We start from the raw sequence: 21,671 nt of genomic DNA, 5'->3' as shown, positions 1-21,671 counted from the left end.
TAGTATGGGTATTACTTTTTTATTGTGACTTCCTTCATGAAAATTGATTAGATCTAAACAGTAATCTATTGTTTGATTTTGACCTTGTAAAGTATATTTTGATTCTCCAATTTTAAATTCTAATAAAATAATAAGATCTTTAATGATAATGATATTATCTACTCTTTTGCCCATTCTAGGAATTGAAAATTCAAAATAAATATTTCCTGAGTTAAATGAACCGAGTACTTTTTTTAAAATATCAATTTGTTTTATCCATGAATTTTTTTGTAAATCCTCTAAACTATGTTGATATTTATTGGTAATGTTACCAAAAATAGCATCTTTATCTTGTTTTAAAAAAATATCAATGGAACTATTATATAAACTTCTATTCATGTGACATTGTTAAAGTAATCTCCAGTTCTGGTTCAACATATTTAAAATAAGATCATCAAAACTCCATCCTATTTTTCTGGCAGCTAAGGCAGTAAGACTGTCCTGATTTTGACGATGCGGTCGGGAAGGACCTGTCATATTAGGTTTCATATTAAGGTCAAAAAGAAAATATTTTCCTTCTGCATTAGCCCGGCAATCTATACGGATAGGTGCTTTTGCTTTAACTAATTGGGTAGCCTGCTCACAATCTTTACATAATTGAAGGATAACATCACTTTGTAATTCAGTATCATTCAATACTTCACTGTTGTTAATAACAGCGACTGTTCCATTATAAGGAGCAATGCCGTTTTCATGATTAAAGCGTCTTACCGGAGGTAATGACCAGTAGTGTTCCTGATGTATATCTTCGTAATTGATCTTATAATTTCCCGGTGGCATTACAGTAATAGTAACTTCTTCTCCTGACAAAAACTCTTCTACATACAAGGCTTCTCCAAAATCATTTGAAGTAAACATTTTTTTCAGAATGGAAGTAAGCTCTTCCTTTGAATGTACAAGGGAAACACCCTGACTTCCTCTTCCCCGAATAGGTTTTGTTACTACAGGAAAGGGAAAATCAAGGATATAGCTTTCAATATTTTCCAGGGTAATCATTACTGATCTTGGGATAGGCAGTCCATAATCTTTCAATAAGGCATTGGTTACCCATTTGTCATCATATAGATCCACATTTTCGGGAATTTGACCTACAACAGAAATTCCTTTCTTTAAAAACTCTTCAATAGGATGTCCTGAGTAAAGAACTGTATTCATCCATATAATTTGGGCTCCTGCATTAACTGCAGATTCTATACCTTCTTTAGAATCCGGGAAAACCCAATCTAAATCAATATTCACGTTAGGGGATTCTTTTGGGATGATAACTTCAATATGCTGTTTCTGCAAAGAATAGGTAATATCGGCTCCGCTGTCAGAATAGCCTCCAGGTTTCATAGGTTTAATGATTCCATTTTTTTCCGGTGGAGTTTGGGTTTGGTAAAGGATGGCTACTTTTTGAGACATAACTTACGATTTAAAAATATTTACAAAATTCCTTTCAAACGGATATGCTGCAATAACATGATTGTTTTAGCATCCATAATTTCTCCGGAATCTACCATTTTAAGAGCTTCTTCAAAAGGAATTTCTAAAACTTCAATATTTTCCCCCTCTTCCTCAAGCCCTCCGCCATCATTCACTTTCATTTCTTTAGAATATTCAGCAATGAAAAAATGAAGAATTTCCGTGACTGATCCCGGTGACATATAAGATTCAAAAACCTTTTGAACTTTTCCAATTTTGTAGCCTGTTTCTTCTTCAGTTTCTCTTCTTATACAATTTTCAGGATTGTCGTTGTCTAATAATCCGGCACAGGCTTCAATAAGCATTCCGCTGGTATTTCCGTTAAGATAAGTGGGTAATCTGAATTGTCTGGTCAATGTAACCGACTTTGTTTCTTTGTTATATAATAAAATTACAGCACCGTTTCCCCGGTCATATGCTTCCCTGTTTTGGGTTTCCACAGTACCGTCTTTTTTCAGGATATTGAATGTAATCTTTCTTAAAGTATACCAGTTATCGGATAATATTTCTGTTTTTAAAATATTTACTCTTGTATTTTGCATAAGGTGTAATTTTTGGATTGTTTTGGTTTGATATAATCTAATTATTTTTTGATCAGTAAATTTTCGAGAGCTTCTTTTAAATCAGGGAATTGAAATTGGAATCCTTCATCCTGTAATTTTTTAGAAGAAACTCTTGATCCATTCAATAAGGCATCGGAAAGCTCTCCAAATAATAATTGTATAATAAATGCCGGGACATTGGGCATCCATAGTGGTTTATTAAGAACTTTGGCTATTTTACGGGTGAAATTTTCATTAGTGGAATGTTGGGGAGAAGCTGCGTTATAGGCTCCATTCATCTGTGGATTTTTTAAAGCAAATTCATAAATAGCACAAATATCAGTAATATGAATCCATGGCATATACTGTTTGCCATTACCTAAAGGTGAACCGATATAATATCGTATAGGAGGGATCATTTTTTTGAGTGCTCCTTCCTTTTCTGAAAGTACAACAGCTGTTCTTAATTTTACCACTCTTTGAACTACCTTCTCTTCTGAGAACCAATCGGCTGCCTGCTCCCATAAGATCACAACTTTGCTTAGAAAGTCATTCCCTTTAGGATCATCTTCTTTGTATATTTTTTCTGTAGTTTCGGTACCATAAACATTAATACCTGAAGCAGAAATAAATGATTTCAGAACAATATTTTTCTTTTTTAAAGTGTCGAGAATCAGCTTTGCAGAATTAACGCGGCTGAAAATTAATTCTTTTTTTCTTTTTTCAGTCCATCTTTTTTCAGAAATATTGGCTCCTGCAAGATGAATAATATGATCTACATTTTCAAAGGCTGTTTCGTCTATTGTTCCCTTATCAAGGTCCCATTCATATTGATTTTCCTGTCTCTTGGTTCTAGTTAAAAATCTAATAATATAGTCTTTACCCAATTTTCTTGATAATTCCTGGGCAATCATTCCTCCGGCTCCTGTAATTAAAACGATTTCTTTCATAATTGTGACTGATGGACAAATTTAAGCTTGGTTTCTTACAATTAAAACAAAATTATCTTCTAAAATCTTATACCCGTAATCATATATAAATTTGTATTCCGAACCATTTTTATATACTTTTAAATGAGTGAAATAATCAAAATCAAAACCAAAGGCATTCAATTTTGATCTGAGAATTTTAGTTTTTCCTTCTTTATTTATTTCCCGTAAAATACGGTAATTTTTACGCAATTTATTGTTGATATTGCGCATGAGATTGTTCGAGTCTTTATTTTGCTTATTGTTATAAGCATTCCGGCAGGCATCATTGCAGAATTTTTTATCTGATCTTCCTATGATTTTTTCGCCACATTCGATACAGTTCATAATTTTAGTTTTTCATTTTGTGCAGATGTTTTTTTCTTAGCAGCCTTTTAAATCTGCCGTGGGTAGGATAACTTCGGTTAGGCGTTATATTATTAAAAAGTAAAGCTACCGATAATAAGATAATACAGCCTGATAATACAGGCGAAATTGCATACCAGTATCCTAAATCCGGAATTTTTCCGGTAGAGGTAACAGCGATAAGAGCAGTGGCACCTCCCGGTGGATGTAATGTCTTAGTATATTGCATCAAAACGATCGAAAGAGCAACAGCTAAGGGAGCAGAAACCCAAAGTATATCAGGAACGAGTTTATAAATGGTAACTCCCACCAAAGCTGAAATGAAATGTCCACCGATTAAGGTTCTGGGTTGAGCCAATGGACTCTGGATTGCTCCGTAGATCAAAACACTGGATGCACCAAAAGATCCGATAAGAAATATGTTTTCCTCTTGCAGAAGATAATGAGACTGAATAAATCCTATACATCCGATTCCGAAAAAAGATCCTAAAAATGACCAGAAATGCTCTTTATAATCTACTAACGTTTCTTTATAAATTACATATTTAGATACTCTCAGTGTTCTGTTAATTCTCTTTTTCATTACTATTTCAAATACTTTTTAAAATTTCGGTTATGTGGTGAATAAAAGGAATGGTACAAATACCATCTTGGTCGTAATTGGGGTCTAGGATTGTAATTTCAATCCCTCTACATTCAGGATGAGATACTAAAGGAATAAGAGTTTCTTTGAGCTCAGGATAATCAATTCCTTCTTCCATTCTGCTGTCTACAGCAGGCATTATTTCATCTTTTAAAACATCTACATCAAGATGAATCAGGAAACCATCCAGTTTTTTATTTTCAATCATGTTCAAAAAGTCTTTAGCCGTTTTGTAGAAACCATTTTGTCTGAGCTTAAAGAGATCAAAATAATGAACCTTAGAATTAATGATTGGTTCTACATAATGCTGATCTTGAGTTTCTGCATTTCCCACACAAAATATGTTCTCTTCCTCAATATAAGGCCTGAGATGATTAATATTCGTAAGTTTTTCATGTCCTAATCCCGCAATAATTGCTAGGTCCATTCCTGCAATTGCTCTGCTTTGTGAAAGGTGTGGCAGAATAAAATCGGTATGACCATCAAGATAAAACAATCCGAAGTTTCCTTTTTTTCTCATGGCAAGAGCATTTCCGATGAGAATGCTGCAGTCACCACCTAATATGATATTAAAATAATCAGGAGTAAAATATTTTGAAATAAGATCAGATTGTTGTTTGGCATATTCAATAATAGCATCCGAATTATTAACCTGTGCCTCCTCATCGAATTCTATTGTATAAGGTGGAGCATTAAGACGGAAAATATGTTTCGGATTAATTTCTTGATGAAAATTAAATTTATTCAACCAATCCGGGAGCTTTCTGACTCCTGGTTCAGTTTCATGATCCTTTTTGGTAAGCCCCAAATTCAGGGGGAATTCAAAAATATTAACATCCCGTTTCATTAATTAATATTTGCTCAAATATAATAAAATATCCGTTTTCAAACGACTACAAACGAATTTAAATAGTTTTATACCGACTATGTTTTGTGAGTTTGAGAATCTTTGTACCAGAGATTTGAGAAAACAGTGAACGTCTCTTATCTAATATTAATCTTAAAATCTAAAATTATGTCACTAAGAAACAAAGTTACCTTAATAGGTTACACAGGAAAAGAAGTTGAAATGGTAAATTTCGATAACGGAAATAGTAAGGCAAGTGTATCCTTAGCTACCAGTGATTATTACACGAACGCTAAAGGAGAAAAAGTCGAGGAGACTCAATGGCACAATTTGGTAGCTTTTGGAAAAGTTGCCGAAATCTTTCAAAAATATGTTTCGAAAGGGAAAGAAATTGCAATAGAAGGCAAGTTAACTTATCGTTCCTATGATGATAAGGATGGAGTGAAAAAATACATCACAGAAATCAGGGTGGAGGAGATTCTGCTTTTGGGAGGAAAATAATTATGTGAAACACAAAACACCAAATAATGAAAGTAAAAATTTTTAAAGTAAGACTCGATAAAGAGTTTTTACATAAAGATCAGAGAACTTTAGATAAGTTTCTTGCAGCTCATACTATTATTCAGACAAAAACTGCATTTGTAAATGATGAAAATTATTGGTCAGTTGTTCTTTATTTTGAGGAACCCGAGATTATAGTTAATACAGTAAAAGAAGGCCAATCTGTAAAATATTCCATAGAGGATCAGGCTTTGAATTCTGATGAACTTAAAATATTGGATGCTCTTAAATATTGGAGATCAGAAAAAGCGAAAAATCAAAATTTACCCACCTATTTTATTGCTACCAATAAAGAGCTGATGTCTGTAGCAAGATATAAACCTGCTAAAAAAGAAGAACTCTTAGATATTAAAGGATTTGGAAAACATAAAATAGAAAATTATGGTGAGGAAATATTAGAGATATTAGAAGGTGTATGAAATAACAATGATTTTAATAGAATACAAATGATGAAATGAAAATGAAGAGTCTAAAGTTATATTTAGACTCTTCTGTTATTAGGAAAAAGTCTTTTCAATTTACTATTTTTGCAGTACAATTCATTAATTTATATACAATGAAGCCAAGCTTAGCAAAAGGGACAAGAGATTTTACTGCTCAGGAAGTCTCAAGAAGAAAATATATTATCAATACATTACAGAAAAATTTCGAATTATTTGGATTCCAACCTTTGGAAACTCCAAGTTTTGAAAACCTTTCAACCCTTACAGGGAAATATGGAGAAGAAGGAGACCGATTGATTTTTAAAATCCTAAACTCGGGAGATTATACTTCCAAAGTTAATCAGGAAGATTGGGAGAATAAAAACCATCAGAAATTAACTTCTCAAATTTCGGATAAGGCTCTTCGTTATGATCTTACCGTACCTTTTGCTAGATTTGTTGCCATGAATCATGGTCAGCTTACTTTTCCTTTCAAACGTTATCAGGTTCAGCCGGTCTGGAGAGCTGATCGCCCTCAAAAAGGAAGATTCAGAGAGTTTTATCAATGTGATGCCGATGTGGTAGGAAGTGAAAGTCTTTATCAGGAAGTAGAGCTGGTTCAGTTATATTTAAAATCTTTTTCAAATCTAAATATTCCGGTAACAATTCATATCAATAATAGAAAAATCCTTTCTGGATTAGCCGAATACGCAGGGATTACTGATCAGCTGATAGATTTTACGGTAGCTTTAGATAAACTTGATAAAATAGGAAAGGAAGGTGTTATAAAAGAATTGTTGGAAAAAGGCATTACTCAGGAATCTATTGATAAACTTGATTTTTTATTCAGTCAGTCTAGCGACTCCTTAGAAAATCTTCTTTTATTGAAAGAAAAATTTTCAGGAAATGAAATAGGAACAAAAGGAGTTGAAGAGTTAGAATTCGTTCTTACTCAGTCATTAAGTTTAGGGGTAGATCTGCAGAATTTGGTATTTAATATTACATTGGCAAGAGGATTAGATTACTATACAGGAGCTATATTTGAAGTGAAAGCAGATGAAGTGCAGATGGGTTCTATTGGTGGTGGTGGAAGGTATGACAGTCTTACCGAAGTTTTTGGAGTAAAAAATATCCCGGGAATAGGAATTTCTTTTGGACTGGATAGAATCTATTTAGTTATGGAAGAATTAGGACTTTTTCCGGAAGAAGCTAGCTCTAAAGTAGAATATTTGTTCGCAAATTTCGGAGGAGAAGAAACATTGGAAGCCTTAAAGTTAATTATCCAATTAAGAGAGAAAGGAATTTCTGCCGAGCTATATCCTGAAAATGTAAAACTTGGAAAACAGTTTACTTATGCAGAGAAAAAAGGAATTAAAAATCTCGTATTTTTAGGAGAAGAAGAAATGAAAAATAGGACAGTAACTTTTAAAAACCTGGAAGACGGAGAACAAAAGACCGTTTCGTTGGAGGAGTTTTTAAACTGAAAATAGAAAGCATTATTATAAAGTAATGCTTTCCTTTTTTATAGGATTTAAATTTTTATAAATTAAAGTCAGGAAAATTAACTATTTGGATATCAACCGAAAATCCTGAAATACAAAAGTAGAGCGTCATCTAAAATAAAATTTTTATTTTGTAGATGAGTTTCTGAATGGAAGAATTTCTCTTAATTCAAATGAGTTGAATCTTTTGGAAAGTATAAAAGGAAAGTGGAGGATTCCATAATTGGGAAATAAGATTCCCATAGTATTTAGTGTAAAGGCACAAAAAAAGTCATCCTACTAAAATGTAATGATGACTTTTGTATATATGAATGTTAAAAACTTTTGTTAGTTGGCAGTTGAATCTTCTATTTTAGTTTTAGCTTCATCTACTTTACTTTGTACTTGAGAAGCAACATCGTTTGCTTTGTTTTTGATGTCATTTCCCAATTTATTAAGATTATCTTTTGCTGTATTGATTTTATCTTTCACAGCTTGTTGTTGCTCAGGAGTTGACTTCTTGTATTTCCAGTAAGCCAAAGCACCTAATCCTAGAAGAGCTAATAGGCCATTTGTTTTATTTCCCATGATTTCTATTTTTTTAAGTTAGTAAATTAAAATTTGTTTTAATTATATATGTAAAATACGTGCCAAAGAAAATGGCTTACTTATAAAATTATGTTAAAGTTAATCAAAGACTTGTAAGGTGTGACCATCAAAGCTGGCATAAACCATAGTAGGATAAGAATCTTGATGAAAAATGTTTCCTTCTTTATCAATAGCAATGGCTCCTGCAAATCCATCAATCATTTTTAATTCATTAAAAGTTTTTTCAAAAGCATCTTTCAGGTTTATTCCATCCGTAACTCTTGTTACAATTTTGGTTGCTGTGGCATTACTTACAATGTCTTCACCCACACCTGTACAGCTTACAGCGCATATTGAATTGGCGTAGTTTCCTGCAACTGTTGCAGAATCAGATATCCTTCCGGGAATTTCGAATCCTTTTCCACCGGTTGAAGTGGCTACTGCAAGTTTTCCCTCGTGATCCAGAGCTACACAGCCTACAGTTCCTTTTCCTCCATTTTTTGATTTATTTTCATATTCATTTCTTCTTTGAGGAATTTCTGTAGAGAAATCTTCAAATCCATGTTCAGATGCATAATCCTTAGCTCCTTTGCCCCCTAAAACCCTATCATCTTCATTTATCAGCTCTTTAGCAACAAAAATGGGATTCTTCACATTTTGAATATTAATGACTCCACTCATTTTTTGGCTTGCTCCATCCATAATGGCAGCACTCATCCTGATAATACCATCACTTTGAATTTGTGAGCCTATTCCGGCATTGAATAATGGATCATCTTCCAAAAGAGAAACAGCATAAGCTGCTGTTTCAAATGCAGAATGAGATTGCAGGTATTCAAAAGATTGTTGTATAATGATTTTCAAAGCATTTTGCTTTGTTATTTTCATTTCGTGGCTTTGATCGCTTTCGGAAAAGAATCCTCCATGTATAATAATTTTCATACGATTAGTTTGAAGTTTAAATTTATAAAAAAAGTGAAGAAAAATCTTCACTGCTTATTATTTGTCATCCTGGGGAATGGGATTGAACTGAGAATTTTCAATGGTAAGTTCCCTTGTAGTTAAATCATAGTGGTCATTCATAGACATTACATGTACTACTAAATTATCTATGGAAATAGGTTCTCCTAAATTAATATTGGTAAGATTAGTATCTTTAATAAACCTTCCGTCAACAATGATTACCAGGCCGGAGCCTACAGCAGTCATTTTATCATTATAAATGAATAGTCCGGTATCTTCTCCTAATCCGATTCCTAATGTACGGGGATTATTAACCACGGCCTGAAAAAGACGCCCAATTCGTCCTCTCTGAACAAAGTGAGTATCCACAATTACATTATCAATGAATCCTAACCCCTGTGTTGTTTTTATTTCTCCTTTTAATAGAGCTTCGGAACTGCTTCCCTGATAGATCATATTTTCTGAAGCAGCTGCAGCCCCGGCTGAAGTTCCTGAATAGATGAAGTTCTGTTCCTGATATTTCAGTAAGATAGTATCATGAAATCGGGTTCCACCAAGAATAGAAGTGAGTCTCAACTGGTCACCTCCGGTAAACATTACCACATCGGCAGCATTGGCTCTTGCTACCATTGCATCAGAATTAGCTTCTTCACGATTATGAATATCCAGGATATTTACTTTTTGAGCTCCTAAAAATTCGAAAGCTTTTTTATATTCAGTTCCTACGATATGAGGAATCTGAGAAGCTGTAGTAATAATTTCTATTACTGAGTTTTCTTTATTTTTAGATTCGCTGATAATTTTTCTTAGGATACCTCTTTCAAAGAAATTAAGATTCTTTTCAACGTTTTGATCATAATCGTTATCTGAAAAGGCTCCTTTATTAACAGCTCCTCCAATTATAATTAATTTTCCAACAGGTTTCATCATAGTATGCAAATTTAAAAAATAAATAAATTCCTATGAAATTTAGATACTATTTAAATTGATTTTGAATGTTTTATAAGTGTATATTAAATTTAATTATTTTTTGATGAATCTTTTAATATTGCCTGTAGTTTTGTGTATGCTTTTAGATTATCTTTGATTTTGAAAGTAATTTTTACTAATCGGAAAAAATATGAACCATGAAAATTGAGAAGATACAGGCTTTAAGGGGTCCGAATATTTGGAGTATAAGAAGGAAAAAGCTGATTCAGATGAGGTTGGATCTTGAAGAAATGGAAAACTATCCTACTAACAAGATCGAAGGTTTCAGGGAAAGAATTGAAAATCTGATCCCGTCACTGATTACACATAGATGTTCAGAAGGAGTGGAAGGGGGCTTTTTTCATAGAGTGGAGACCGGAACATGGATGGGGCATGTAGTGGAGCATATCGCTTTAGAAATACAATCTTTAGCCGGAATGGAGACAGGTTTTGGAAGGACTCGGGAGACAAAGACCCCGGGAATTTATAATGTAGTTTTTAATTATATCGAAGAGAGTGCCGGTATTTTTGCAGCAGAAGAAGCTGTAAAAATAGCCCAAACTTTAATTGAAGGGACTGATTATGATTTAAATGCTTGTGTTCAAGAACTAAGAGAAATAAGAGAACGCGTGCGTCTTGGTCCTTCTACCGGCAGCATTGTAGAAGAAGCAGTTTCCAGAAAAATTCCATGGATCAGATTAGGAAACAATTCTCTTGTTCAATTAGGATATGGAGTGAATCAGCAAAGATTTCAGGCTACTATTACAGGAAATACAAGTTCTATAGCAGTAGATATTGCATGTAATAAAGAACTGACGAAACGAATGCTTCATGAGGCTGCTATTCCGGTTCCTATAGGAGGATTGATAGAAAATGAAGAGGAATTGAAAAGTATTATTAATGAAATTGGATATCCTCTGGTAATAAAACCCCTGGACGGGAATCATGGGAAAGGAACTTCTATTAATGTTATCAACTGGGAATCTGCTCAGGTAGGTTTAAGTTATGCCCAGCAATATTCCAAGAAAACCATTGTAGAAAAATACATTAAAGGGTATGACTTCCGAATTTTAGTTATTAATAATAGAATAGTGGCAGCTGCCAGAAGGGTTCCCGCCCATATTATAGGAGATGGGGAACTTAATATTCAGAAATTGATAGATAAAGAAAATGAAGATCCCAGAAGAGGCTACGGGCATGAAAATGTTTTAACAGAAATAAAAGTAGATAAAGATACTCTTGAATTACTCGAAAAACTTGAGTATACTCTGGAAACAATTCCTCAGAAAGGAGAAGTTGTATATCTTAAATCAACAGCTAATTTATCAACAGGAGGAACTTCTATTGATGTTACAGATATGGTACATCCTGAAAATATCATGATGGCCGAAAGGATTTCCAGAATTATAGGTTTGGATGTTTGTGGAATTGATGTAATGGCAGAAAACCTTACGCAGCCTTTAAAAGAAAACGGAGGAGCGATTATAGAAGTCAATGCTGCTCCGGGATTCAGAATGCATTTAGCTCCTGGAGAAGGACTTCCAAGAAATGTTGCAGCTCCTGTAGTAGATATGCTGTATCCCCAAGGTAAACCATTTACCATTCCAATTATTGCCATAACCGGAACTAATGGAAAAACAACTACAACAAGATTAATTTCCCATATTGTAAAAAATAACGGATACAGAGTAGGCTTTACGACTTCTGACGGAATTTATATTCAGAATATGATGCTTTCTAAAGGTGACACTACAGGGCCACAATCTGCTGAGTTTATATTAAAAGATCCAACTGTGGAATTTGCAGTTTTGGAAACGGCAAGAGGTGGAATTTTGCGCTCCGGGCTTGGTTTTTCACAATGTGATATCGGAGTTCTGACCAATATTAAAGAAGATCATTTGGGAATGAATGACATTCATACACTTAAGGATCTCACTCGGGTGAAAAGAGTAGTACTTGATAGTGTAAAGAAGAATGGTTGGAGTGTAATGAATGCAGACGATGAATATTCCATGAAGATTATCAACGACCTGGAGAGTAATGTTGCTATCTTTAGTACAGATGAAAATAATCCGTATATCAAAAAATTTGCAAAAGAAGGAAAGGTAACCTGTGTATATGAAGAAGGTTTTGTTACCATTAAAAAAGGGGATTGGAAGATCAGAATAGGAAAAGCAAAAGATTTTCCTATTACTATGGAAGGAAAAGCTAAATTCATGATTGAAAATGTACTGGCGGCAAGTTTAGCCTGTTACCTCTATGGTTTTGCAATAGAAGATATTTCAGGTTCTTTACGGACATTCATTCCCAGTGCACAGCTTACTCCCGGCAGACTGAATGTTTTTAAATTCAAAAGCTTTAAAGTTCTAATAGATTTTGCTCATAATCCTGCTGGGTACGAAGCTATTGAAGATTATCTTAAGAATGTGGAATCCCACAAGAAAATAGGAATTATTTCTGGGGTTGGGGACCGAAGGGACGGGGATATCCGGGAATGCGGTAAGATCGCAGGAAGAATGTTTGATTATATTATTATCCGTAACGAAAGACATCTCAGAGGAAGAACGGAAGAGGAAATCAATGGGTTATTGATTGAAGGAATACAGGCTTCAGGAAGAGATGTGAGTTATGAAATTATACCAAAAGAAATAGAGGCTTTAAAACATGCCATAAGTATGGCTGAGGAAGGTACTTTTATTACCGCTTTAAGTGATGTTATTTCCAATGCTATAGAACTGGTTCAGGAATACCAGGCAAAAGAACTTCTGGAAGATGAATAAAATTGATAAAAGTCCTTATGCCAATAAGGGCTTTTTATTTTATTTAAAAAAAGCCAAAGAACTTCCAGTCCATATATCGTCTTGAGGATTAAAGTTCGAATTAATCATATCTGATTTAGTCATTCTTACAAGATTTTCTAATAATATAGGATTTTTGTCTTCCTCTTTCCATATATAAAGTAAGCGAATCTCAGCTGTTGAAAATTCATTGTGAATATCTTTAAATACAGGAGCATACACTACCTTTTCCTGTAAAATATAATTTTCTTTATCTTGAATAGAATCTATAAACTGTTTAGTGGGAGTTAGGCGTACCCCGTTTCCGGCAAAAGAAAATAAAGGCTTCAATATAAAACGTTCTATACTTTCATCCTCAGGAAATTCTGATAAAAAATAACTTTTTGGAATAAATTCATGTTTCAGTAAGGGCAGAATATATTTTGAAACTTTAAAAAACCAGTTGGGATGGGTAATCCATTGTATATCCACCTCATCTCTCATATTGAATTGTGTATGAAGCCCAGGAATACGGTCCAGCTCTTCAAGAATTATCCTGTTGTAAATTCTATTGATTTTAGTACGTTTACCATTATTATTATAGTAAAGCTGTTTACCATCTTTTTCAATTTGAGTAAGGCAGACGGTTTTTATTCCCAATAATTTTTCTGTAAGAATAAAATCGACAGCCGTTTTTTGTTTTTCAGGATAAATTTCCAGTAATATAACATTCTCAGGATGTTCGTCTCCAATAATCAGTACTTTTAAATTATTGATAAATTCTTGTAAGGTCCTAGAATCCTTTATTTCATTGAGAAAAGGGTAAACTTCACAAAAGTTATCCTTTAGTATTCTCAAAAAGGAGAAGAGAGAAGGAAAAGCCTGTAGCTCGATAAGCCGGGGTTCTATTTGGCCTGCTGCATTTTTACAGATTCCAAAATCAATAGAGAAAAAATGGGGATGGGAAGTGTCATTAGGAATATTATATTTCTCAGGGACAGCTTTTTGTAAAATTTCTTTTGGAATTTTTTTTATGAAGTTAAAAATCTCCTTAGATACATCTGTAAGTTGACTTTCAAATTCTTTTGTAAGAAAAATAGGACTTTCGGAAATTCTGAATCTGAGATCTTTATAGCTTTCCTGAGAGAGGTTTTCTTTTATTCTATTATACTTTTCAGGGGTGAATTCTCGATTGAATAATTCTCTGTATTGAGGGATCATAATTAAATAAAATTTATGCCATTGCTAAAAGATTACTTTTAGCAAATTGTAGAAAACGGGGTAATATTTGAGCTCTTGTAGCTATTAATTTATTTTCATTTTCTATGCTATCTAGTGTTTCCATATATTTCTGTATGCCAAAATTTTCAATTATGGCGTTTCTATTCTTTTCATTTTTTAAATTTTCAAGCAAGGCCTCTGGGCTTGCTTCCGGATGAAACTGTGTTCCAAAAATTTCATTAGAAAATCGAACAGCCATAACCGCTTTTTCTAATTCCACATGAGAACAAAATTTTTCCATAGCCATAATTTTCATCCCTAGCTCTTCAATACGGTGATAATTAGGCTCAATAAACTGAAAAGATCGGGAATCAACTCCATAAAAAGGTTCCTGTAGGTTTTCAAAAAGGAATTCATCCTCTCCTTCCTCTGTTTTTTGAATAGGAATAACTCCAAAAGAAAGAGTATTTCTTTGACAAATATTTCCCAGTTCCCAATGTATACTTGCTACCTGAAAAGAATGACAGATAAGAAACAGATATTTTTTTCTGAGGTAGAGCTTATTATGCTCGTATACGGAATCCAGAAAATGAGTGTATTTTTTTTCCCATTCGAGGCCTTCTTTATGAGGAGTTCCAGGACCTCCTGAAGAAATAAAAATATCAAAATCTTCAATGTTTGGAACTTCGTTTTTGGATCTTACATCGAATATTTCAATACTTACATTTTCCTCGGATCCATTACGAAAAGCTTCGGAAAGCTCTTTAATGTTTCTAAAGCCCTGATTGGAATGATTATTATTCATATCCAATAAGGCGATCCTTATATTGGTCATATCATCTTAGTTTTTGTAAATATATAAAATTATATTATTCCATATTCAGTTTCTGAAATCATATAATCAACAACTTTTTTCAAGTCACCGGTCTCATTATATATTCTTAGCTGCCTGTCCGCTCCTGTACCATTTTTTATAATTTCCCAGGCATATTCTATCTCTTCTTTACAATCTAATTCTATTGCTGTTTCATTAATAAACTCGAGTAATTGTGCCAACAGATCGGTAAAAGGTAAAGTACGTTTTTTTTCAAAATCTATAAGTTCAGCTTCTATTCCACTCTTGGAGGCCCTCCATTTGTTCTCATTTAAGAGTAATTTCCTATAACTTTTTAATTCCTGATGATGTTGGTTAAGGAAAGTGATCTTTGCTACCAGACATTGTATAATAGCAGCAATACAGATAGTTTCTTCAATCCGTAACGGCATATCACAAATTCTGAATTCTAGAGTAGGGTAGAAAGGGTGAAGGCGCATATCCCACCATATTTTAGTAGCATTATCAATAGCACCTACTTCTATCAGGAAATTAACGTACTTGTCAAATTCAGCCAAAGAACTGAAGTAACTTGGAATTCCTGTTCGCGGAAACTTGGCAAAAACTTCCTGTCTATATGATTTAAAACCTGTATATCGCCCAATCCAGAAAGGAGAGTTGGTGGAAAGGGCATAAATATAAGGCAAGAAGTGACGTAAACTATTTTGAATTCTGATTCCTTCTTCACGACTGGGAATTGTGATGTGAACATGAAGTCCGAAAATAAGGTTTTCACGTGCTACATCTCCCATATCATCAAGAATTTTCATATATCTTTCCCCTTGATTAATGGTATTGGAAGCCCAATGTGAAAAAGGATGGGTTCCTCCTCCTGAGACACGGAGTCCCTGAGCATGTGCAGTATGAATAAGATGTTTTCTTAATTGAGTCAATTCAACCCGGGCAGATTTTATATTGTCGCATATTCCGGTTTTCATTTCTATCATGGATTCATGCATTTCATGTCTCAGGTTTTCCCCTAAAATGGGGCCTCCTCCTTCCAGTATTTTGGAAACATGAGAAACAAGATCGCGACTTTCAACATCGATAATCTGGTATTCTTCTTCTATTCCGATAGTGAATGGGTTCATTTTTGTGTTTTTAATTTTATTGGGTATTGGTGATAAAGTCTCCCCATGTAATTTTTATTTTTCCGGGAATATACTTTTGGGCTTTCTCTATGGCTAATAATGCAGCATGTTCTACAATCCAGGAAAAATTCTCTTCTCCGACTGATTGTAAATCAGCATCAGGTGCCGGATTACAGAAATCGATTGCATAAGGTATTCCATCTTTTACGGCAAATTCAACAGTATTGAAATCATAGCCTAACGCTTTATTGATTTTAATAGAATATTCCTTAATGGTTTCTAATAGCTGGTGATCCTGAGTTTTAAGTTGTGGAGAATATCTTAAGTGAGAAGGATTTCTGGGTTCGTAGGGCATAATACGTACCTGCTTTCTGTCCAGACAGTATACTCTGTAATAATCCTCAAAAGATATTTCTTCCTGAAGCATCATTACCAGTTGCCCTGTCTTTTCAAGTGTATTCCAAAGCTCTTCAGGACTTTCTATCCGGTATACATTTTTCCAGCCTCCTCCGTCATAAGGTTTTAAGAAGGCAGGAAATCCAATGTAATCAAAAATATATTCCCAGTCATAGGGCTGTTTTAAATTTCGGAAAGAAGTTTCGGAAGTTTCGGACGGTCTTTTATAGGAAGGTAATAATACTGTTTTGGGTAAGGGTAATCCAAGTTTTAGAAGTAAAGCATTATTAAAAAACTTTTCATCAGCACTCCACCAAAAAGGATTGTTAATGACATATGTTCCGTTCAGTGCTGCATTTTTAAGATAGGCTCTGTAGAACGGAATATCATGGGAAATGCGGTCGACAATAACGGCATATCCGTAATCGACACCTTGTTCAAGTTTATCGATAATCACAGGTTCTGCTATAATATCTCCTTTACCTAATTCATTCACCTTATTAATAAATGCCTGAGGAAAAGAGTTTTCCATCCCATATAAAATACCCACTTTTTTTACCATCAGGGTGTGCGATTTTAAAATCAACTACTAAAGATACTAATTTTAAAATGATTAATATATAATGTCGAGAAAAAGTTATTAATTTAGTAGGGAATTATCTTCTAGGAAAATATCAGGAATTTTTTTAAGATAATAAAGCTACAATTATGTATTTTTTCGTACTTTAAAGCAAAATATAAAAAGTAAATCAAGTCAGGATGAACCCTGTTAAAAACCACACTCTTTTTACTAATCAGGATATTTATCTTTTTAAAGAGGGGAAGCATTATAAGCTATATGAGAAATTTGGAGCACATTCTGTAGAAAAAGAAGGTGTAAGAGGAGTGTATTTTTCAGTTTGGGCACCTAATGCTAAAGACGTTTCCATAATTGGAGAATTTAATAACTGGAAACCATCTGTACATATTTTATATCCAAGATGGGATGAATCCGGAATCTGGGAGGGGTTTATTAATGATCTGGAGTGGGGAACACTTTATAAATATGCGATAGAAACTGTAAATGGTGAGATTTTAGAAAAAAGTGATCCATTTGCATTAAGCTGGGAACAGAATATTCAGGCTGCCTCTTTGGTATCTACTACATGGTACGAATGGAAAGATAAAAAATGGATGCAGAATCGTTGGAAGAAGAATAGAAGGGAGTCTCCGCTTTCTGTATATGAACTTCATCTGGGATCATGGAAAAGAAGTGAAGATGGGTCAGATCGGTTTCTAAATTATAGAGATATAGCTGAGAAGTTGGTACCCTATGTTAAAGAAATGGGATTTACTCATGTAGAGTTTATGCCGGTAATGGAATATCCTTATGATCCGAGTTGGGGGTATCAGGTGACCGGTTTCTATGCTGCCACATCGCGTTTTGGTTCACCTCAGGATTTAATGTATCTGATTGATGAGTTACATCAAAATGATATTGGAGTTTTCCTCGATTGGGTTCCTTCCCATTTTCCGGGGGATGCTAATGGGCTTCACCGCTTTGATGGTTCCTACCTATATGAACATGAAGATCCTAAGAAAGGCTTTCATCCTGATTGGAAATCTCATATTTTTAATTATGGAAGGAATGAAGTAAAATCATTTCTTATTTCCAATGCTGTTTTTTGGCTGGATAGATATCATGCCGATGGACTGAGGGTAGATGCGGTTACTTCTATGCTATATCTGGATTATTCCAGAAATGAAGGAGAATGGGAACCGAATATATACGGTGGAAATATTAATCTGGAAGCAAAAACTTTTTTACAGGAATTCAATACTGCAGTATATAAAGAATTTGGAAATAATATTATTACTATTGCTGAAGAAAGTTCAGATTTTCCAATGCTTACCCATCCTGTAGATGTTGGAGGAGTAGGATTTGGGATGAAATGGATGATGGGATGGATGCACGATACACTGGATTATTTTAAAGAAGATCCGCTTAATAGGAAATACCATCATCATAAACTGACTTTTGCATCTATGTATATGTATAATGAAAACTATATGATGCCTTTATCCCATGATGAAGTAGTACATGGTAAGTCCAGCCTCATTTATAAGATGGCGGGGGATGAATGGCAGAAATTTGCAAACCTCAGAGCATTGTTTGTTTATATGTATACTCATCCGGGAGCTAAACTGCTTTTCATGGGTGATGAATTCGGGCAGACAAGTGAATGGAACTATACAAAGAGTCTGGATTGGTATTTACTGCAATATCCTATTCATAAAGGGTTACAAACATTAGTGAAAGACCTGAATCACCTCTATAAAAATGAAACTTCTTTATATGAAAATCAGTTCAGTAAAGATGGTTTCGAATGGATAGAAGCAGATGATCTGGAAAATTCAGTGTATGTATATTTGAGAAAGGGAAAAGAAGAAAAGAATGTTCTTATGATCGTTATCAACTTAACACCAAGAGTTTTGGATTATAAAATAGGTGTGGATACCGGAACATATTGGGAAGTTATTTTTAACTCTGATGATGAACAGTATCATGGAAGTGGAGTGAAATCTGAAATCTTCAAAGAACAGGATGAGGAATGGATGCGGCATTCCAAATCTATCAGTCTTAATCTTTCTCCACTTTCGGGAATTATTTTAAGACAGAAAAAAGAAAAAAAGGATCAGTTATATAAAATCGAAACACAAAAAAAATAAGGAAATGGTTATTTTTCATCTCAGTACGGAATGTTATCCTGTAGCCAAAGTGGGAGGTTTAGCAGATGTAGTTGGCGCATTACCCAAATATCAAAATAAAATAAAAGGAATAGATGCTAAAGTTGTGATGCCATGGTACAATAAACCTTTTATTTATGATCATGAACTTGATATAGTTTTTGATGGGTTCATTCATCAAGGGGCTGATATGCTTCAGGTGCAGGTAATGAAGGAGAAGTCGGATGTATTGGGATTTGAATTATATCTAATTAAAATCCCGGGACTTTTAGACAGAGAAAATCCATATGGATATGAGGATGAAAGTTTTCAGTTTTTAGCATTCCAGCATGGAGTATTACACTGGTTGACGGCTATGCAGATCAGGCCTGATGTATTGCATTGTCATGATTACCATACGGGACTTGTTCCTTTTATGGTAGACAACTGTCCGGAATTTTCATTTTTAAAAGGAGTAAAGACTATTGGGACTATTCATAATGGTGAATATCAGGGAGTAATGGGATGGAATATGGTAAGCTATATGCCTCCTTTTGATACCTGGAAATGGGGACTTCTGGATTGGAACGGATTAATTAATCCATTAGCATGTATGATTAAATGCTGTCATGCTTTCACTGCTGTTTCACAGGGTTACCTTGAAGAACTTTTCATAAGTTTCAGAGGATTGGAAGGACTAGTCCGTAATGAATTTGAAAAAGCATATGGTATTATTAACGGTATTGATACGGAAGTATGGAATCCTGAAACAGACCCTATGCTGGATTACAATTTTAACCAGAATAATGTCATAGAACAGAAGAGAAAGAATAAAGAAAAACTTTGTAAGGAATATCAGCTTAATCCTGAATTACCATTATTTGCTTTTATCGGAAGATTTGCAACTGAAAAAGGTGCTGATCTCATGCCGGATGTAGTTTGGAAAGGGATTCAGCAAACCCATGGAATGTTTAATATAATGGTATTAGGCTCAGGAAATGCTTATATAGAGAACCGGTTAAGAGAACTGGATAGTATTTATACCAATTTTGCAGCTGACTTAGGATATAAGGAATATTTATCCCATAAGATATATGCATCTGCGGACTTTTTACTTATGCCTTCCAGAGTAGAACCCTGCGGACTTAATCAAATGTATGCCATGAGATATGGAACAGTTCCGATTGTCCGTTATACAGGAGGATTAAAAGATACTGTACAAGATATTTCTACGGGAGGTGCCGGATTAAACTTTACTTATCCGGGAGTAGATGATGTCATTCATGCTATTCAAAGAGGGATAAGCATTTACAGGCAGACAGAGCTGATGGAAAATTTAGTTTTTACTAATATGAAGTTCGATTTTGCCTGGGAGAAATCGGCGGAGAAATATATAGATCTTTATAAAAAATAGAACAAAATTTCAATTACAAGATACTTATGAAGCGTAACGTTATTTCCATTGTTTTAGGAGGAGGAAGAGGAACGAGGCTTTTTCCACTGACTTACACAAGGTCCAAACCGGCAGTTCCGATTGCCGGAAAATATAGATTAGTCGATATTCCGATTTCTAATTGTTTGAATTCAGGACTGAATAAAATCTTGGTTCTGACACAGTTTAACTCCGCCTCTTTAAATGCCCATATAAAAAACTCTTATCATTTTGATATTTTCAGTAAAGGTTTTGTAGATATTCTTGCAGCAGAGCAGAATGTGGAAAATGATAATTGGTATCAGGGAACTGCTGATGCTGTTCGGCAGTCGATGAAGCATCTTGAGAAATATGATTATGACTATATTCTGATTCTTTCAGGTGATCAGCTTTACCAGATGGATTTCAGGGAAATGTTGGATTACCATATCAAAAGTGAAGGGGACATTACCATTGCTACTATTCCTGTAAATGCAAAAGATGCTACCGGTTTTGGAATTCTGAAATCTGATGATGAAGGAAATATTACTTCATTTATTGAAAAACCTAGTTATGACCTTTTAGGTGATCTGAAATCTGAAGTATCAGAGCATAACAAAGAAAAAGGAAAAGAATATCTGGCTTCTATGGGAATTTATATTTTCTCAAAAAATATCTTGAAAAAAATGTTTGATGAGGGAGCAGGAGATGATTTCGGAAAAGATATTATTCCCAACTCGATAGGAAACTATAAAATTTTAAGCTATCAATATGAAGGATACTGGACGGATATAGGAACTATTGAATCTTTTTATGAAGCAAATCTGGATTTATGCCAAGACCTGCCGCAATTTAATTTATTTTCTTCATCACCCATCTTTACAAGGGCAAGGATGCTTCCCCCTTCAAAGATCAATGGTTCATATGTGAGTAAAGCTATCTTTGGAGACGGGTGTATTATCTTGGCGGATAAAATTGAAAACTCCATTATAGGAAATAGAACCAGAGTGGATAAAGGAAGTACAATTGTTAGTTCTTATGTAATGGGAGCTGATTTTTACCAGAATACGAATGAGTTTATTCAAAATGAAAAAGAAGGAAAACCTAATATGGGAGTAGGAAAGTACTGCTATATAGAAAAAGCAATTCTTGATAAAAACTGTCGAGTAGGAGATAATGCGAGGATTATAGGGGGAAAACATTTATCAGATGGTGATTTTGAAACTTATTCTGTAAAAGAAGGAATTGTAGTAATTAAGAAAGGAGCGATAATTCCACCCGGAACCCATATAGGATAATTACATTTTATGATTATAATTTAAAAAGATCTGCATTTCTAAGG

At 34.1% G+C, this 21,671-nt stretch carries 20 protein-coding genes and 1 pseudogene; 7 read left to right on the top strand and 14 right to left on the bottom strand.

Annotation, left to right across the window (positions count from 1 at the left end; all coding sequences use genetic code 11):
* The 7 genes and pseudogenes from Q0A18_RS13865 to Q0A18_RS13835 all read right to left on the bottom strand — a co-directional run.
* A pseudogene (locus Q0A18_RS13865) lies at positions 1-378 on the bottom strand (hypothetical protein); the annotation flags it as partial.
* A gap of 9 nt (positions 379-387) precedes the next feature.
* Entirely contained in the window at positions 388-1,443 is a 1,056-nt protein-coding gene (locus tag Q0A18_RS13860; protein WP_292010748.1) for an ATP-grasp domain-containing protein, read from the bottom strand.
* A gap of 20 nt (positions 1,444-1,463) precedes the next feature.
* Positions 1,464-2,045 (bottom strand): GDP-mannose pyrophosphatase NudK, encoded by a 582-nt coding sequence (gene nudK / locus Q0A18_RS13855; RefSeq protein ID WP_292010747.1) that lies wholly within the window; start codon positions 2,043-2,045, stop codon positions 1,464-1,466.
* Positions 2,046-2,086: 41 nt separating this feature from the next.
* Positions 2,087-2,995, bottom strand: coding sequence for a TIGR01777 family oxidoreductase (locus Q0A18_RS13850; RefSeq protein ID WP_292010746.1), 909 nt, complete (start codon positions 2,993-2,995; stop codon positions 2,087-2,089).
* A gap of 21 nt (positions 2,996-3,016) precedes the next feature.
* The gene (locus Q0A18_RS13845; RefSeq protein ID WP_292010745.1) at positions 3,017-3,361 is read right to left on the bottom strand and encodes a DUF2116 family Zn-ribbon domain-containing protein; all 345 of its coding nucleotides are present in this window, start codon (positions 3,359-3,361) and stop codon (positions 3,017-3,019) included.
* Positions 3,362-3,365: 4 nt separating this feature from the next.
* Entirely contained in the window at positions 3,366-3,962 is a 597-nt protein-coding gene (locus tag Q0A18_RS13840; RefSeq protein WP_292010744.1) for an HPP family protein, read from the bottom strand.
* A 7-nt stretch (positions 3,963-3,969) separates the two neighbouring features.
* Complete coding sequence (locus Q0A18_RS13835) at positions 3,970-4,869, bottom strand: arginase family protein (protein WP_292010743.1); 900 nt, start codon at positions 4,867-4,869, stop codon at positions 3,970-3,972.
* Positions 4,870-5,037: 168 nt separating this feature from the next.
* On the opposite strand from Q0A18_RS13835, the gene ssb reads away from it, so the two are divergent.
* The 3 genes from ssb (at position 5,038) to hisS (ending at position 7,336) form a co-directional block, all read left to right on the top strand.
* Complete coding sequence (gene ssb, locus Q0A18_RS13830; RefSeq protein WP_292010742.1) at positions 5,038-5,370, top strand: single-stranded DNA-binding protein; 333 nt, start codon at positions 5,038-5,040, stop codon at positions 5,368-5,370.
* Between the two features lie 26 nt (positions 5,371-5,396).
* On the top strand, positions 5,397-5,849 hold the full coding sequence (locus Q0A18_RS13825) for an HRDC domain-containing protein (protein ID WP_292010741.1): 453 nt from the start codon (positions 5,397-5,399) through the stop codon (positions 5,847-5,849).
* Positions 5,850-5,986: 137 nt separating this feature from the next.
* Positions 5,987-7,336: a histidine--tRNA ligase gene (hisS, locus tag Q0A18_RS13820; RefSeq protein ID WP_292010740.1), complete on the top strand. Its 1,350-nt coding sequence runs from the start codon at positions 5,987-5,989 to the stop codon at positions 7,334-7,336.
* Positions 7,337-7,681: 345 nt separating this feature from the next.
* Here the strand turns inward: hisS and Q0A18_RS13815 are convergent, their stop codons facing one another.
* From Q0A18_RS13815 to Q0A18_RS13805, 3 genes are all read right to left on the bottom strand, one after another.
* Entirely contained in the window at positions 7,682-7,921 is a 240-nt protein-coding gene (locus Q0A18_RS13815; protein WP_292010739.1) for a YtxH domain-containing protein, read from the bottom strand.
* 99 nt (positions 7,922-8,020) lie between these two features.
* The gene (locus Q0A18_RS13810) at positions 8,021-8,863 is read right to left on the bottom strand and encodes an isoaspartyl peptidase/L-asparaginase (protein ID WP_292010738.1); all 843 of its coding nucleotides are present in this window, start codon (positions 8,861-8,863) and stop codon (positions 8,021-8,023) included.
* A 57-nt stretch (positions 8,864-8,920) separates the two neighbouring features.
* The gene (locus tag Q0A18_RS13805) at positions 8,921-9,811 is read right to left on the bottom strand and encodes a cyanophycinase (RefSeq protein WP_292010749.1); all 891 of its coding nucleotides are present in this window, start codon (positions 9,809-9,811) and stop codon (positions 8,921-8,923) included.
* 200 nt (positions 9,812-10,011) lie between these two features.
* Here Q0A18_RS13805 and cphA point away from each other — a divergent pair, with 200 nt between their 5' ends.
* A complete protein-coding gene (gene cphA / locus Q0A18_RS13800) occupies positions 10,012-12,633 on the top strand; it encodes a cyanophycin synthetase (RefSeq protein WP_292010737.1) in 2,622 nt (873 codons plus the stop codon).
* Between the two features lie 39 nt (positions 12,634-12,672).
* On the opposite strand, the gene Q0A18_RS13795 is transcribed toward cphA, so the two are convergent.
* Genes Q0A18_RS13795 through Q0A18_RS13780 form a run of 4 tightly spaced genes read right to left on the bottom strand, consistent with a single transcriptional unit; the run spans position 12,673 to position 16,774 of the window.
* The gene (locus Q0A18_RS13795) at positions 12,673-13,851 is read right to left on the bottom strand and encodes a hypothetical protein (RefSeq protein ID WP_292010736.1); all 1,179 of its coding nucleotides are present in this window, start codon (positions 13,849-13,851) and stop codon (positions 12,673-12,675) included.
* Positions 13,852-13,864: 13 nt separating this feature from the next.
* Entirely contained in the window at positions 13,865-14,686 is an 822-nt protein-coding gene (locus tag Q0A18_RS13790; RefSeq protein WP_292010735.1) for a GMP synthase, read from the bottom strand.
* A 29-nt stretch (positions 14,687-14,715) separates the two neighbouring features.
* The gene (locus Q0A18_RS13785) at positions 14,716-15,816 is read right to left on the bottom strand and encodes a carboxylate-amine ligase (protein ID WP_292010734.1); all 1,101 of its coding nucleotides are present in this window, start codon (positions 15,814-15,816) and stop codon (positions 14,716-14,718) included.
* 16 nt (positions 15,817-15,832) lie between these two features.
* On the bottom strand, positions 15,833-16,774 hold the full coding sequence (locus tag Q0A18_RS13780; RefSeq protein ID WP_292010733.1) for a hypothetical protein: 942 nt from the start codon (positions 16,772-16,774) through the stop codon (positions 15,833-15,835).
* Positions 16,775-16,971: 197 nt separating this feature from the next.
* Between Q0A18_RS13780 and glgB the strand changes: the two genes are divergently transcribed.
* The 3 genes from glgB to Q0A18_RS13765 are packed head-to-tail and all read left to right on the top strand — an operon-like array spanning position 16,972 to position 21,627.
* Positions 16,972-18,921 carry a 1,4-alpha-glucan branching protein GlgB gene (gene glgB, locus Q0A18_RS13775; protein ID WP_292010732.1) on the top strand — a complete coding sequence of 650 codons (1,950 nt, stop codon included), beginning with the start codon at positions 16,972-16,974 and terminating at the stop codon, positions 18,919-18,921.
* 4 nt (positions 18,922-18,925) lie between these two features.
* Positions 18,926-20,332, top strand: coding sequence for a glycogen/starch synthase (locus tag Q0A18_RS13770; protein WP_292010731.1), 1,407 nt, complete (start codon positions 18,926-18,928; stop codon positions 20,330-20,332).
* A 26-nt stretch (positions 20,333-20,358) separates the two neighbouring features.
* On the top strand, positions 20,359-21,627 hold the full coding sequence (locus tag Q0A18_RS13765; RefSeq protein WP_292010730.1) for a glucose-1-phosphate adenylyltransferase: 1,269 nt from the start codon (positions 20,359-20,361) through the stop codon (positions 21,625-21,627).
* The last annotated feature ends 44 nt before the right edge of the window (positions 21,628-21,671 follow it).

Origin of the sequence: Chryseobacterium sp. (assembly GCF_022712095.1) — a bacterium.
GTDB lineage: Bacteria > Bacteroidota > Bacteroidia > Flavobacteriales > Weeksellaceae > Chryseobacterium.
The sequence above is the reverse complement of the archived record's forward strand: the minus strand, read 5'-3'. Positions and strand labels throughout refer to the sequence as shown.

Bases quoted from the DNA above. Each gene is read 5' to 3' on its own strand.
- Q0A18_RS13770 (WP_292010731.1), top strand. From the start codon at position 18,926: ATGGTTATTTTTCATCTCAGTACGGAATGTTATCCTGTAGCCAAAGTG.
- ssb (WP_292010742.1), top strand. From the start codon at position 5,038: ATGTCACTAAGAAACAAAGTTACCTTAATAGGTTACACAGGAAAAGAA.
- glgB (WP_292010732.1), top strand. From the start codon at position 16,972: ATGAACCCTGTTAAAAACCACACTCTTTTTACTAATCAGGATATTTAT.
- Q0A18_RS13765 (WP_292010730.1), top strand. From the start codon at position 20,359: ATGAAGCGTAACGTTATTTCCATTGTTTTAGGAGGAGGAAGAGGAACG.
- cphA (WP_292010737.1), top strand. From the start codon at position 10,012: ATGAAAATTGAGAAGATACAGGCTTTAAGGGGTCCGAATATTTGGAGT.
- Q0A18_RS13815 (WP_292010739.1), bottom strand. From the start codon at position 7,921: ATGGGAAATAAAACAAATGGCCTATTAGCTCTTCTAGGATTAGGTGCT.
- Q0A18_RS13795 (WP_292010736.1), bottom strand. From the start codon at position 13,851: ATGATCCCTCAATACAGAGAATTATTCAATCGAGAATTCACCCCTGAA.
- Q0A18_RS13845 (WP_292010745.1), bottom strand. From the start codon at position 3,361: ATGAACTGTATCGAATGTGGCGAAAAAATCATAGGAAGATCAGATAAA.
- nudK (WP_292010747.1), bottom strand. From the start codon at position 2,045: ATGCAAAATACAAGAGTAAATATTTTAAAAACAGAAATATTATCCGAT.
- Q0A18_RS13805 (WP_292010749.1), bottom strand. From the start codon at position 9,811: ATGAAACCTGTTGGAAAATTAATTATAATTGGAGGAGCTGTTAATAAA.
- hisS (WP_292010740.1), top strand. From the start codon at position 5,987: ATGAAGCCAAGCTTAGCAAAAGGGACAAGAGATTTTACTGCTCAGGAA.
- Q0A18_RS13780 (WP_292010733.1), bottom strand. From the start codon at position 16,774: ATGGTAAAAAAAGTGGGTATTTTATATGGGATGGAAAACTCTTTTCCT.
- Q0A18_RS13860 (WP_292010748.1), bottom strand. From the start codon at position 1,443: ATGTCTCAAAAAGTAGCCATCCTTTACCAAACCCAAACTCCACCGGAA.
- Q0A18_RS13835 (WP_292010743.1), bottom strand. From the start codon at position 4,869: ATGAAACGGGATGTTAATATTTTTGAATTCCCCCTGAATTTGGGGCTT.
- Q0A18_RS13850 (WP_292010746.1), bottom strand. From the start codon at position 2,995: ATGAAAGAAATCGTTTTAATTACAGGAGCCGGAGGAATGATTGCCCAG.
- Q0A18_RS13825 (WP_292010741.1), top strand. From the start codon at position 5,397: ATGAAAGTAAAAATTTTTAAAGTAAGACTCGATAAAGAGTTTTTACAT.
- Q0A18_RS13810 (WP_292010738.1), bottom strand. From the start codon at position 8,863: ATGAAAATTATTATACATGGAGGATTCTTTTCCGAAAGCGATCAAAGC.
- Q0A18_RS13790 (WP_292010735.1), bottom strand. From the start codon at position 14,686: ATGACCAATATAAGGATCGCCTTATTGGATATGAATAATAATCATTCC.
- Q0A18_RS13840 (WP_292010744.1), bottom strand. From the start codon at position 3,962: ATGAAAAAGAGAATTAACAGAACACTGAGAGTATCTAAATATGTAATT.
- Q0A18_RS13785 (WP_292010734.1), bottom strand. From the start codon at position 15,816: ATGAACCCATTCACTATCGGAATAGAAGAAGAATACCAGATTATCGAT.